Source organism: Ideonella aquatica (assembly GCF_018069755.1).
GTDB classification, from domain to species: Bacteria; Pseudomonadota; Gammaproteobacteria; order Burkholderiales; family Burkholderiaceae_C; genus Ideonella; species Ideonella aquatica.
Genome location: NZ_JAGQDE010000001.1, coordinates 299325 through 311828, shown reverse-complemented (window position 1 = coordinate 311828; position 12504 = coordinate 299325). Strand labels below are relative to the sequence as shown.

Below are 12504 nucleotides of genomic sequence, written 5' to 3'. Positions count from 1 at the left end.
ACGTCAGGCAGGATCGTCCCAGGGGTTCACCAGGCGCAGACCGAAGCCCTGAAAGTCGCGCACGTTGCGCGTGGCCAGCACCAGGCCGTGCTCCACCGCGGTGGCAGCGATCATCGAATCAGCCAGGTTGCGCGGATCCGGCACATGCAGCGGCGCACAGTGCCGCGCCGTGCGGGCACGAAACGGCAGGATGCGATCGTCGAACTCAGCCTCGACAGCCTCGATCCACAGGCGCAAGCGTCGCCCCTGTTCGGCATCGACACGCGCCTTGCGCTCCATGCCCAGGCGCAGTTCCAGAACGGTCAGTGCGCTGAGGTACAGCGTGTCCACGGGCTGCTGGTCGGCCCAGGCGCGCACCTGGGCCGACGGCTCGCGCTTGCCAGGTCGCAGTTCGGAGATGACGTTGGTGTCGAGCAGGATCACGGCTCAATCCAGGTCGATCACCCTGGCCGTGCCGGCTTGCCGAGGCGCTTCGAAATCGATGCCCTCGGTGCCCGGCAGGCCCTCCATCGCGACCAGCAGGCTGCGGGTGGCGGCTTGCCGCCCTGTCAGGCGGTAATAGTCTTCGATGCGCAGGAGGGCGTAGGTCGGCTCGCCGCGGTCGGTGATGAGCACTGGCCCATCCTGTGCCGCGCGCTTGGCGCCGGCCAGATTGCGTGCGAACTCGCGCGCGGGAATGGTCGTGATGGTGGGCATGCGGCACTCCGGCGGGAGCAGTCCCCGCTGAATGTCTGCATGTTATGACATTTCTTGCCCGGATGGCCGATGTCCATCGGGGTGGCCGCCCATGGCGGTCCTCAGTCCCAAGGCGCGCTGTCGTCGCCAGCCGTGGCCAGGGTTTGCACCGTCGCAGGCGACGACGCCGGCACCGCCGGGCCCGCACTCTCATCGAGCTCGCCATCCAGCGCCTCGATCAGCTCGGCCACCAGCGGCGCCAGTTCGCCGGTGGCGATGGCGGCGTCGGCGTCGAAGGCTTCCTCGGGCGCCGTCTGCGAGCCCTTGGTGGACTCGAACACCACATCATCGAAGGCAATGCGCTTGACCTGCAGCGTGTCCGTCAGGATGAAGGCCACGCGGCCGCGCCAGCCCAGGGCCAGCTTGGTGGCCTGCTTGCCGGCCTTGATGTGCTCGCGCACCTCGTCAATGTCGAGGTGGTGGCGGGTGTAGCGCACGGTGGCGCGCACTTCGTCAGGCGCCTTCAGTTCGCACTCGCGCTCCAGGTGGAACGGGGCCGGGGCCTCGCCGTCGAGCAGCCAGGCGGCCATCGCGGCGGCGGGCGACAGCGTGGTCTGCAGCGCGCGCACGCCGAAACCGGGCAGCGCCTTGGTCAGCAGCGTCACCACGTCCTCGGCACGCTTGGCGCTGCTGGCGTCCACCATCAGCGCGCGGGCGGTGGGGTCGATCCAGATGCGGGTGGCGCCCTGGCGGGTGAAGGCCTGGGGCAGCAGCTCCAGCGTGGCCTGGTCCTTGAGCTCGCGCTTCTCGCGCTTGCCGGGCTGGCGGCCGGTCTGCTGCTCGATCTGCTGGGCCAGTTCGTCCACCCGGCGCTTGACCACGGCCGAGGGCAGCAGGCGCGACTCGGTCTGCAGCTTCAGCAGCCACTGGCCACCCACCAGCTCGAGCAGCGGGCCGTGGTCGTGGCCGCGCGGCTCGACGAAGCCGGCCGACACCGGCTGCGTCAGGCCGCAGGGCGTGAAGCGCGCGGCCTGCAACGCGGCCTCGGCAGCGGCCACGTCGGGCTGCCACTCGGGCGCCAGGCGGTAGACGATCAGGTTCTTGAACATGAGGGGACGAGGCCGCTGTCAGGCGGCCGGTGCAGGCAGGTGGCGCTCAGCGCGTGGAGGTGCCGGGAGGCGCGGAGAACAGCTTGGCAGCGCGGCCCTTGAGCTCCAGCAGCTCGCTGGGCGTGACCGAGTAGCGCCGGCCCACCACGTCCACCTCGACGCGGAACTCCACTTCCTTCTTGCCGTTGCTCAGCACGCCGCTGGTGAAGTCGTAGCTCTCGTCCTCGGCGGGAAAGCCGTCGTAGGGCGGGTCGTTGGCGTCAGAGAGCTTGACGTCAAAGATCTCGCCGCTGGCGAGGTCGAGGATGCCGGTGGATTCGACGATGTCGTCGTCGAGTTCATCGATGATGCGGATCGGGAGCTTCAGGTCCAAGGGAGGTGCCTTCGGGGGCGAGGAGAGGATCGCACGATTTTACGCGGTCCCCCCGCGCCGCAGCGGCGGCAGCTGCACCGGCGCGCTGCGCCAGATGTCCTGCGCGTACTCGCCAATCGTGCGATCGGCGCTGAAGAAGCCCATGCCGGCCACGTTCAGCACCGCCTTGCGGGTCCATTCGTCGGCGCTGCGGTAGAGCGCATCCACCTGGTCCTGGGTGTCCACATAGCTGCGGTAGTCGGCCAGCAGCAGGTAGTGGTCGCCCCAGTTCACCAGCGTGTCGTACACCGCCTGGTAGCGGTCAGGCTCGCCAGGACTGAAGACGCCGCTGCGGATGGCTTCCAGCGCCGCACCCAGCTCACCATCCTTTTCCACCCATTCGCGCGGGTGGTAGCCGCGCGCCTTGAGCTCGGCCACTTCGGGCGTGGTGTGGCCGAAGATGAAGATGTTGTCGGGCCCGACGTGCTCGCGCATCTCCACGTTGGCGCCGTCCAGCGTGCCAATCGTCAGCGCCCCGTTGAGCGCGAACTTCATGTTGCCGGTGCCGCTGGCCTCGGTGCCGGCGGTGCTGATCTGCTCGGACAGGTCGGCCGCGGGGATGATGACCTCGGCCAGGCTGACGCTGTAGTTGGGGATGAAGACCACCTTGAGCTTGTCGCCCACGCGCGGGTCGGCGTTGACGACTCGGGCGACATCGTTGATCAGGCGGATCACGTTTTTGGCCATCACATAGGCCGAGGCGGCCTTGCCCGCGAAGACCACCACGCGCGGCACCCAGTTGCCATCCGGGTGGGCCAGGATGCGCTGGTAGCGGGTGATGACATGCAGCACATTGAGCAGCTGGCGCTTGTACTCGTGGATGCGCTTGACCTGCACATCGAACAGCGCGTCGGGGTTCAGCGCCACGCCCAGCTGGCGCGCCACCAGCGCCGCCAGGCGCTCCTTGTTCTGCCGCTTGACGCGGCGGAAGGCGCCCAGGAAGCCAGGCAGTTCGAGTGCGCCCTTCAGGCCCGACAGCTCATCCAGGTGGCGCCGCCAGCCGTGGCCGATGCGGCTGTCCAGCAGCGTGGCCAGGCCGGGGTTGGCATGCGCCAGCCAGCGCCGCGGCGTGACGCCGTTGGTCTTGTTGTTGAAGCGCTCGGGCCACAGGCGCGCGAAGTCGGCAAAGATGCTTTGCTGCATCAGGTCGGAGTGCAGGGCCGAGACGCCATTGACCGAGTGGCTGGCCACCACCGCCAGGTAGGCCATGCGCACGCGGCGCTCGCCGGATTCGTCGATCAGCGACAGGCGGCGCATCAGCTCCACATCGTGGCCGTGGGTGCGGGTGAGCTCGCCCAGGAAGTGCGCGTTGATGTCGAAGATGATGCGCAGGTGGCGCGGCAGCACGCGGCCGAACATGTCGATCGGCCAGGTCTCCAGCGCCTCGTGCATCAGCGTGTGGTTGGTGTAGCTGAAGACCTTCTGGCACAGCGCCCAGGCCTGGACCCAGGGCAGGCGGTGCTCGTCCAGCAGCACGCGCATCAGCTCGGGGATGGCCAGCACCGGGTGGGTGTCGTTGAGGTGGATGCTGACCTTGTCGGCCAGGCGCTCGAAGCTGGCATGGGTGCGCAGGTAGCGCCGCACCAGGTCCTGCACGCTGGCGCTGACGAAGAAGTACTCCTGGCGCAGGCGCAGCTCGCGGCCGCTCAGTGTGGAGTCATCCGGGTACAGCACGCGCGAGACGTTCTCGCTGTGGTTCTTGCCCTCCACCGCGCCGAAATAGTTGCCCTGGTTGAAGGCCTTGAGGTTCATCTCCTCGGTGGCCTTGGCGCTCCACAGGCGGAGCGTGTTGGTGGCCAGCGTGCCGTAGCCGGGCACGATGGTGTCATAGGCCATGGCCAGCACGTCCTCGGTGTCGACCCAGCGCACCACCGTGGCGGCGCCGCTGCCCTGCTCTTCCAGCCGGCCGCCAAAGCGCACGCGGAAGGTCACCTCGGGCCGCGGGAACTCCCAGGGGTTGCCGTTCTTCAGCCAGTAGTCGGGCGACTCCACCTGGCGGCCGTCCTGGATCAGTTGGCGGAACATGCCGTAGTCGTAGCGGATGCCGTAGCCGAAGCCGGGCACCCCCAGCGTGGCCATCGAGTCCAGGAAGCAGGCCGCCAGCCGGCCCAGGCCGCCATTGCCCAGCGCAGCGTCGGGCTCCAGCTCGAAGAGGGCGTCGACGTCCACCTCCAGCTCGGACAGCGCCTGTTTCAGTGGCTTGAGCAGGTCGGTGGCCAGCAGCGCGTTGCCAAAGGCGCGGCCCATCAGGAATTCCATCGACAGGTAGTAGACGCGCTTGACGTCCTGCGCGTACTGCGCGCGCGTGGTGCTCATCCAGCGCTCGACCAGGTGGTCGCGCACCGCGTAGGCAGCCGCCTGCAACCAGTCTTCGGGACGGGCCGAGATCGGGTCCTTGCCCACCTGGTACATCAGCTTGTTGGCGATCGCGCGCTTGAGCGCGGGCACATCAGCGGCCAGGTGGTCGTACTGGGTTTCGAACTGGTTGAGGTCCATGGTCAGCGGCGGGCGTCGGTGATCAGGTGGTACAGGTGGAGGTAGTCGCGGGCGGCCGGCTGCCAGTCGTGGCGGCAGGCCATGGCGGTGCGCTGCACCGCCTTCCAGTCGGTTTTGCGCTGGTGCAGGGCCTGGGCGCGGCGCAAGGCGGCGTCCAGCGCGCCGGCGTCAAAGGCGTCGAAGACGATGCCAGTGGCGCTGCCGTCGGCCAGGTTTTCCAGCGCGCAGTTGGTCACGGTGTCGGCCAGGCCGCCGACCCGGCGCACCACCGGCAGCGTGCCGTAGGCCAGGCCGTAGAGCTGGGTCAGGCCGCAGGGCTCGAAGCGCGAGGGCACGACGATCGCATCGGCCCCGGCAATCAGGCGGTGGGCAAAGGGCTCGTCGTAGCCGATGCGCACCGCGGCGCTGGCCGGGTGGGCCGAGGCCAATTCGCGGAAGGCCTGCTCCATCCAGCCGTCACCACTGCCCAGCAGCGCGAACTGCGCGCCACGCGCCAGCAGCGCCGGCAGCGCCTGCAGCATCAGGTGCAGACCCTTTTGCTCGGTCAGGCGGCTGACCACGCAGAACAGCGGCGCGGCGGCGTCCTCGGTCAGGCCCAGCTGCTGCTGCAGCGCGGTCTTGCAGCGCGCCTTGCCGGCCAGTTTGGCGCCGTCATAGCGCGCGGGAATCAGCACATCGGTGGCCGGGTTCCAGACCGCCGGATCGACACCGTTGAGCACGCCGTGCAGCACCTCGGCGCGCGCGCGCAGCAGGCCGTCCAGGCCCATGCCCTGCTCGGGCTGCTGGATCTCGCGGGCGTAGCTGGGGCTGACGGTGCTCAGGCGGTCGGCGTAGTACAGGCCGGCCTTCATGAAGTTGACGCGGCCCCAGAACTCGAGCCCGTCGGGCTGGAACTGCACCGCCGGCAGGCCCAGGCTGGGGAAGACGCCGGCGTCGAAGTCGCCCTGGTAGGCCAGGTTGTGGATGGTGTAGAGCGAGCCGGCACGCACGCCCAGCGCCCGCATGCAGGCCGGCGCCAGGCCGGCGTGCCAGTCGTGGGCATGCACGACCTCGGGCGACCAGAAGGGGTCGACACCGGCGGCCAGCTCGGCCGCGGCCCAGCCCAGCCGGGCAAAGCGCAGGGGGTTGTCGCTCCAGGGCTGCTGGCGGGCGTCGGCGTAGGGGCCGCCCTCGCGCTGGTACAGGTCGGGGGCGTCGATCACATAGGCCCGAACGCCGCCGCAGGCCGGCAGCAGGCCGGTCAGCAGGCGCGCGGCAGGCACCTGACCGCGCGCGGGCAGCCAGCCCACCTCCTGGGCGTCCTGCAGGCCCGCCAGGATGGGCGCAAAGCCCGGCAGCAGCACCCGCGGGTCGGCGCCTTCGGCCACCAGGGCGCCCGGCAACGCGCCGGCCACGTCGGCCAACCCGCCGGTCTTCAGCAGCGGGAAGATCTCGGCGCAGACCTGCAGGATGCGGGGTGCGGCCGCCATCAGAGCTGGGCCAGACGGTCGCGGGTGACCAGCACCACGCCGCCCTCGCTGCGATGAAAGCGCTGGGCGTCCAGCACCGGGTCCTCGCCGATCACCAGGCCCTCGGGCAGGCGGCAGCGGCGGTCGATCACCACATTGCGCAGCCGGCAACCGCGCGAGATGTGCACGTCGGGCAGCACCACGCACTTCTCCAGCCGGCAGAAGCTGCGCACCAGCACGTTGGAGAACAGCACCGAGTCCTTGACCGTGGCGCCCGAGACGATGCAGCCGCCCGACACCAGCGAGTTGATCGCCTGGCCGATGCGGCCGGTGTCGGCCTCGTCGTGGACGAACTTGGCCGGCGGCAGTTGTTCCTGGTAGGTCCAGATCGGCCAGTCGCGGTCGTACATGTTCAGCTCGGGCGTGACCGAGGCCAGGTCCAGGTTGGCCGCCCAGTAGGCGTCCACCGTGCCCACGTCGCGCCAGTACGGCCGCGAGTACGGCGGGTTGGCGATCGCCGACAGGCCGAAGGGGTGCGCCAGGGCCTGGTTCTCGGCCACCGCCTTGGGGATCAGGTCCTTGCCGAAATCGTGGCTGGAGTCGGGGTTGGCAGCGTCTTCATCCAGCAGCCGGTACAGGTAATCGGCACTGAAGATGTAGATGCCCATGCTGGCCAGCGACATTGCCGGGTTGCCCGGCATGGCGGGCGGATCGGCTGGCTTCTCGATGAAGGCGGTGATGCGGCGGCTGTCGTCGATCGCCATCACGCCGAAGCCGGTGGCCTCTTCGCGCGGCACCTCGATGCAGCCCACGGTCACGCCGCGGCCGCCGGCCACGTGGTCGGCCAGCATCACCGAGTAGTCCATCTTGTAGATGTGGTCGCCGGCCAGGACGACGATGTAGTCGGGCGGCGTGGAGTTGCGGATGATGTCCAGGTTCTGCCAGATCGCATCGGCCGTGCCGCGGTACCAGTCTTCCTCATTGCGGCGTTGCTGGGCCGGCAGCAGGTCGACGAACTCGTTCATCTCGTTGCGCATGAAGCTCCAGCCGCGTTGCAGGTGGCGCAGCAGCGAGTGCGACTTGTACTGGGTGATCACGCCAATGCGGCGCAGGCCCGAGTTGACGCAGTTGGACAGCGCGAAGTCGATGATGCGGAACTTGCCGCCGAAGTGCACCGCCGGCTTGGCGCGGCGGTCGGTCAGGTCCTTCAGGCGCGAGCCGCGGCCACCGGCCAGCACCAGAGCCAGGGTGCGGCGGGCCAGGCTGCGGGGATCGGGCGTGGACGGGGCGCTGCTCATCGGTGTCTCCTCGGTCTTCTCGGACAGCCTGGCCGGGCAGCCATCGTCCGTCACCGATTCTGCACCGTGCCCGCGCCCGCTCCACATGGCTGTAACCGCGTTGAAACCGGGCCTTGGTCATGGGAACGCGCACGCAACTCGCATGCCAGCGGGGTTAGGATGTGGGTTTTCCCGCCTGGATCCGCCGCCGCCATGCTGACCATCTCGAAACTCGTCCCCCAGGGCCAGGGCCTGGCCACCGTGCTGCTCAAGCGCGCTGCCACGGTGGCGGTGCCGCAGGCACAGCGCCGCAGCGGTCTATTCGAAGGCACCGACAGCCAGGGACGCACCCTGGCGGTGAGCCTGCCCACCGGCATGCGCACCGGCGATGTGCTGCTGGCCAGCGATGGCTCACTCATCACGGTGCAGCCGGCGGCCGGCGAGGCGCCGGACCCGGTGGCGATTCCGGTCAAGGTGGCAGTGGCGCCGCATGTGCATGGCCCCGGCTGCGGACATGACCACAGCCACGACCATGGCCATGGGCACTCACATGAGCACGGACACGGCCATGTCCACGGCCCGGGCTGCGGGCACGATCACTGACCCCGCCTGATCAGGCCGGCACCCACAGCGCCGGCAGGCCCGGCATGGCCTTGAACAGCTCGCTCAGCACGCCCCGGCGCACCAGCGCGGTAGCGGCGTCGATGTCAGGCGCCAGGTAGCGGTCCACCGGCATGGCCGGCACCTCGGCGCGCAGCAGCGCGTGGGCCTGCTCCAGCACGGCCGAGCTGGTCAGCGGGCGCAGGAACTCGATGCCCTGGGCCGAGGCCAGCCACTCGATCGCCAGGATGCGGGCCACGTTGTCGATCATCGGCTGCAGCCGGCGCGCGGCAAAGGTGGCCATGCTGACGTGGTCCTCCTGGTTGGCGCTGGTGGGCAGGCTGTCGACACTGGCCGGATGGGCCAGCGACTTGTTCTCGCTGGCCAGCGCCGCGGCGGTGACATGGGCGATCATGAAGCCGCTGTTCAGGCCGGCGTTGCTGGTCAGGAAGGGCGGCAGACGCGACACACCGGCGTCGATCAGCATCGCGATGCGCCGCTCGGCGATCGCGCCCACCTCGGCGATGGCCACCGCGCAGGCATCGGCCGCCAGCGCCACCGGCTCCGCATGAAAGTTGCCGCCGGAGATCAACGTGCCCCCAGTCTCCCTTCGGTCGCCGCCCCCCGAGGGGGCGCGATCGGGCTTGGGGCGGCCCGGCGCCCGATCATCGCTGCCATCCTCGAAGAACACCAGCGGGTTGTCGGTGACGGCGTTGGCCTCCCGCACCAGCACCAGCGCGGCGTGGCGCAACTGGTCCAGGCAGGCGCCCACCACCTGGGGCTGGCAGCGCAGGCAGTACGGGTCCTGCACACGGTCGTCGCCGTCGGTGTGCGACTGGCGGATTGCGCTGCCGGCCAGCAGCGCTCGGTAGTACTGGGCCACGTCGATCTGGCCGGGCTGGCCGCGCAGCGCGTGAATGCGCGGATCGAAGGGGCCGTCGCTGCCGCGGGCGGCGTCCACGGTCAGGGCCCCGATCACCAGCGCGCTTTCCAGCACCGGCTCGAAGGCCAGCACACCGTGCAGCGCCAGGGCCGCGGAGGTTTGCGTGCCGTTGATCAGCGCCAGGCCTTCCTTGGCCTGCAGCGCCAGCGGCGCAATGCCGTGCTGGGCCAGCAGGCCGGCCGCCGGCACCTTGGCGCCGTCCACATTGAAGTGGCCCTCGCCCAGCAGCGCCAGCGTCATGTGCGACAACGGCGCCAGATCGCCCGAGGCCCCCACCGAGCCCTGCGCCGGTACCCAGGGCACCAGGCCGGCGTTGTGCACCGCCAGCAGCGTGTCGATCACCAGTTCACGCACGCCGGAGTGGGCGCGTGCCAGGCTGGCCGCCTTCATCGCCAGCATCAGGCGCACCACCGGCGCGGCCAGCGGCTCGCCCACGCCCACGCTGTGGCTGCGGATCAGGTTGAGCTGCAGCAGCGCCAGGTCCGAGGCGCTGATGCGCGTGCTGGCCAGCTTGCCGAAGCCGGTGTTGACACCGTAGACCGGCGCGTCGCCGGCCGCCGCGGCCTGCACCACGGCGGCGCTGGCGCGGATCGCCGGGCGGGCGGCGTCGTCCAGCACGAGGCGCAGTGGCGCGGCGTGGATGGCGGTGAGTTGCTCCAGCGTCAGCGCGCCGGGGACCAGGGTCAGCTCAAGGCTCATGGGGATTCCATCGACAGGGGGAATACGGAGGGATGGCGGCGCGCTCAGGCGCCAACATCGCGGTTTTGTCGGCCGCAAGCGGCCAGGGAACACGGATGAACCGACGAGCACCTCTTCGCGCGCTGGCCACGCTGGCGCTGGGCGCCCTGCCATGGGTCGCGATGGCGCAGGCCTTTCCGACCAAGCCGGTGAAGATCATCGTCGGCTTCCCCGCCGGCGGACCGCTGGATGCCCACGCGCGGCTGCTGGCCGATGAACTGGGCAAACGCCTGGGACAGCCGGTGGTGATCGACTACAAGGCGGGCGCGGGCGGCACGGTGGGCGCCGAGTTCGTTGCCAAGAGCGAGGCCGACGGTCACACGCTGCTGATGGCCAATACCGGCACGATGGTGATCAATCCAGCGGTCTACACCAAGCTGAGCTACCAGACGCTGAAGGACTTCGCGCCGGTGGCGCGCACCGCGCAGCAGCCGCTGGCACTGGTGGTCAACCCGTCGGTGCCCGCCAACAGCGTGGCCGAGCTGGTCAAGCTGGCCAAGAGCAAGCCCGGCCAGCTGAACTACGGCTCGGCCGGCAACGGCGGCATCAGCCACCTGGTGCCCGAGATGTTCAAGCAGGCCACCGGCACCTTCATCGTCCACATCCCCTACCGCGGCAGCGCGCCGGCCTTCACCGACCTGATGGCCGGCCAGGTGCAGCTGATGGCCGAGTCGGTGCCGCAAGCGGCGCAGTACGTGAAGGCCGGCAAGCTGCGGGCGTTGGCCGTGACCAGCCGCGAGCGCAGCGCCGCGCTGCCCGACACGCCCACGCTGATCGAGTCGGGCCTGAAGGGCTTCGATGTGGTGGGCTTCTATGGCGTGTTGGCCCCGGCCGGCACGCCCAGGCCGGTGCTGGAGAAGCTCTCGGGCGCGTTCAAGGCGGTGCTGGAAACGCCCGACATCCGCACCCGCATGGTCAGCCAGGGCGCTGATCCGGCCTTCCTGGACCATGAGGCCTTCCGCGGCTTCCTGGCCGCGGAAATGCCGCGCTGGGCGGCGGCCGTCAAGGCCTCGGGGACCAAGCTGGACTGACACGCTCGCCTCAGGCTGTCGGCTGCATCGGCAGGTTCAGCGCGTGTTCGCGCGCGCACTGGCGGGCGATCTCGTAGCCGGCGTCGGCGTGGCGCATCACGCCGGTGGCGGGATCGTTCCACAGCACGCGCTCAATGCGCCTGGCGGCGGCCTCGGTGCCGTCGCAGACGATCACCACGCCCGCGTGCTGCGAGTAGCCCATGCCCACGCCGCCGCCGTGGTGCAGGCTGACCCAGGTGGCGCCGCCGGCGGTGTTGAGCAGCGCATTGAGCAGCGGCCAGTCGCTCACCGCGTCGGAGCCGTCCATCATGGCCTCGGTCTCGCGGTTGGGGCTGGCCACGCTGCCGCTGTCCAGGTGGTCGCGGCCGATGACGATCGGGCCTTTGAGCTCGCCGTTCTTCACCATCTCGTTGAAGGCCAGACCGGCGCGGTGGCGCTCGCCCAGGCCGATCCAGCAGATGCGCGCCGGCAGGCCCTGGAAGGCGATGCGCTCCCCGGCCATGTCCAGCCAGCGGTGCAGATGGGCGTCCTCGGGAAAGAGCGCCTTCATCTTGGCGTCGGTCTTGCGGATGTCTTCCGGATCGCCGGACAGCGCCACCCAGCGGAACGGCCCCTTGCCGCGGCAGAACAGCGGGCGGATGTAGGCGGGCACGAAGCCGGGGAAGTCGAAGGCGTTCTGGACACCCTGGTCGAAGGCGACCTGGCGGATGTTGTTGCCATAGTCCACCGTGGGAATGCCCATGGCCTGAAAGTCCAGCATCGCCTGCACGTGCACCGCGCAGCCCTGGGCCGCGGCGGCGCGCAGCGCAGCGTGCTGGGTGTCGTCGGCCTGCGCGGCGCGCCACTGCGCCACCGTCCAGCCAGCCGGCAGGTAGCCATTGACCAGGTCGTGGGCGCTGGTCTGGTCGGTGACCAGGTCGGGCCGTACGCCGCGCTTCACCAGTTCCGGCAACAGCTCGGCCGCATTGCCCAGCAACGCGATGCTGACGGCCTGGCCGGCGGCGGTGTAGCGGGCGATGCGGGCCAGCGCATCATCCAGATCGGCGGCCTGTTCGTCCACATAGCGGCTGCGCAGGCGGAAGTCGATGCGGCTTTGCTGGCACTCGATGTTCAGCGAGCAGAAGCCCGCGAAGGTGGCCGCCAGCGGTTGGGCACCGCCCATGCCGCCCAGGCCGGCGGTGAGGATCCACTTGCCCGTGGCCACCCCGCCGAAGTGCTGACGCGCGGCCTCGACAAAGGTCTCATAGGTGCCCTGCACGATGCCCTGGCTGCCAATGTAGATCCAGCTGCCGGCCGTCATCTGGCCATACATCATCAGGCCCTTGCGGTCGAGCTCATGGAAGTGCTCCCAGGTGGCCCACTTGGGCACCAGGTTGGAGTTGGCGATCAGCACCCGCGGCGCATCCGGGTGGGTGCGGAACACGCCCACCGGCTTGCCGCTCTGGACCAGCAGCGTCTCGTCGTCGTTGAGCGTGCGCAGCGAGGCCAGGATCTGCTCGAAGCAGTCCCAGTCGCGGGCGGCCTTGCCGATGCCGCCATAGACCACCAGCGCATCGGGGTTTTCGGCCACGGCCGGGTCCAGGTTGTTCTGCAGCATGCGGTAGGCGGCCTCGGTGAGCCAGCTCTTGCAATGCAGCCTGGACCCGGTGGGCGCCTTGACGACGCGCGGGGTGGCATGGGGGTGCGACAGGTTGGTCATGGCGGTCTCCGGCAGGGTGCGCGGCGGTCAGGTCGCCGTGCGATGGGCGTGGACTCTACTTGTCTAGACATGTTTA

11 protein-coding genes are annotated in these 12504 nt (G+C 69.8%); 2 read left to right on the top strand and 9 right to left on the bottom strand.

Translation table 11 applies throughout. The features are described from left to right. Window positions 1-3 precede the first annotated feature (3 nt). The 7 genes from KAK06_RS01440 to glgC all read right to left on the bottom strand — a co-directional run bounded on the left by KAK06_RS01440 (window position 4) and on the right by glgC (window position 7438). Window positions 4-423 (bottom strand): type II toxin-antitoxin system VapC family toxin, encoded by a 420-nt coding sequence (locus tag KAK06_RS01440; protein WP_210799929.1) that lies wholly within the window; start codon window positions 421-423, stop codon window positions 4-6. A 3-nt stretch (window positions 424-426) separates the two neighbouring features. Continuing rightward, window positions 427-696 carry a type II toxin-antitoxin system Phd/YefM family antitoxin gene (locus KAK06_RS01435; RefSeq protein WP_210799928.1) on the bottom strand — a complete coding sequence of 90 codons (270 nt, stop codon included), beginning with the start codon at window positions 694-696 and terminating at the stop codon, window positions 427-429. A gap of 101 nt (window positions 697-797) precedes the next feature. Then, window positions 798-1784, bottom strand: coding sequence for a recombination-associated protein RdgC (locus KAK06_RS01430; protein WP_210799926.1), 987 nt, complete (start codon window positions 1782-1784; stop codon window positions 798-800). A gap of 46 nt (window positions 1785-1830) precedes the next feature. After that, on the bottom strand, window positions 1831-2157 hold the full coding sequence (locus KAK06_RS01425) for a hypothetical protein (RefSeq protein ID WP_210799924.1): 327 nt from the start codon (window positions 2155-2157) through the stop codon (window positions 1831-1833). A gap of 39 nt (window positions 2158-2196) precedes the next feature. Continuing rightward, entirely contained in the window at window positions 2197-4692 is a 2496-nt protein-coding gene (locus tag KAK06_RS01420) for a glycogen/starch/alpha-glucan phosphorylase (protein ID WP_210799922.1), read from the bottom strand. A gap of 2 nt (window positions 4693-4694) precedes the next feature. Continuing rightward, the gene (glgA, locus tag KAK06_RS01415) at window positions 4695-6161 is read right to left on the bottom strand and encodes a glycogen synthase GlgA (RefSeq protein ID WP_210799920.1); all 1467 of its coding nucleotides are present in this window, start codon (window positions 6159-6161) and stop codon (window positions 4695-4697) included. After that, entirely contained in the window at window positions 6161-7438 is a 1278-nt protein-coding gene (gene glgC, locus KAK06_RS01410; protein ID WP_210799919.1) for a glucose-1-phosphate adenylyltransferase, read from the bottom strand. The genes glgA and glgC overlap by 1 nt, the downstream gene beginning before the upstream one ends. A 192-nt stretch (window positions 7439-7630) precedes the next feature. Between glgC and KAK06_RS01405 the strand changes: the two genes are divergently transcribed. Then, window positions 7631-8020: an urease accessory protein UreE gene (locus KAK06_RS01405; protein WP_210799917.1), complete on the top strand. Its 390-nt coding sequence runs from the start codon at window positions 7631-7633 to the stop codon at window positions 8018-8020. 10 nt (window positions 8021-8030) lie between these two features. On the opposite strand, the gene hutH is transcribed toward KAK06_RS01405, so the two are convergent. After that, a complete protein-coding gene (gene hutH / locus KAK06_RS01400; protein WP_210799915.1) occupies window positions 8031-9659 on the bottom strand; it encodes a histidine ammonia-lyase in 1629 nt (542 codons plus the stop codon). 95 nt (window positions 9660-9754) lie between these two features. On the opposite strand from hutH, the gene KAK06_RS01395 reads away from it, so the two are divergent. Then, window positions 9755-10729: a Bug family tripartite tricarboxylate transporter substrate binding protein gene (locus KAK06_RS01395; protein WP_210799913.1), complete on the top strand. Its 975-nt coding sequence runs from the start codon at window positions 9755-9757 to the stop codon at window positions 10727-10729. A 10-nt stretch (window positions 10730-10739) separates the two neighbouring features. Here the strand turns inward: KAK06_RS01395 and hutU are convergent, their stop codons facing one another. After that, window positions 10740-12428, bottom strand: coding sequence for a urocanate hydratase (gene hutU, locus KAK06_RS01390; protein WP_210799912.1), 1689 nt, complete (start codon window positions 12426-12428; stop codon window positions 10740-10742). Window positions 12429-12504: the final 76 nt, after the last annotated feature.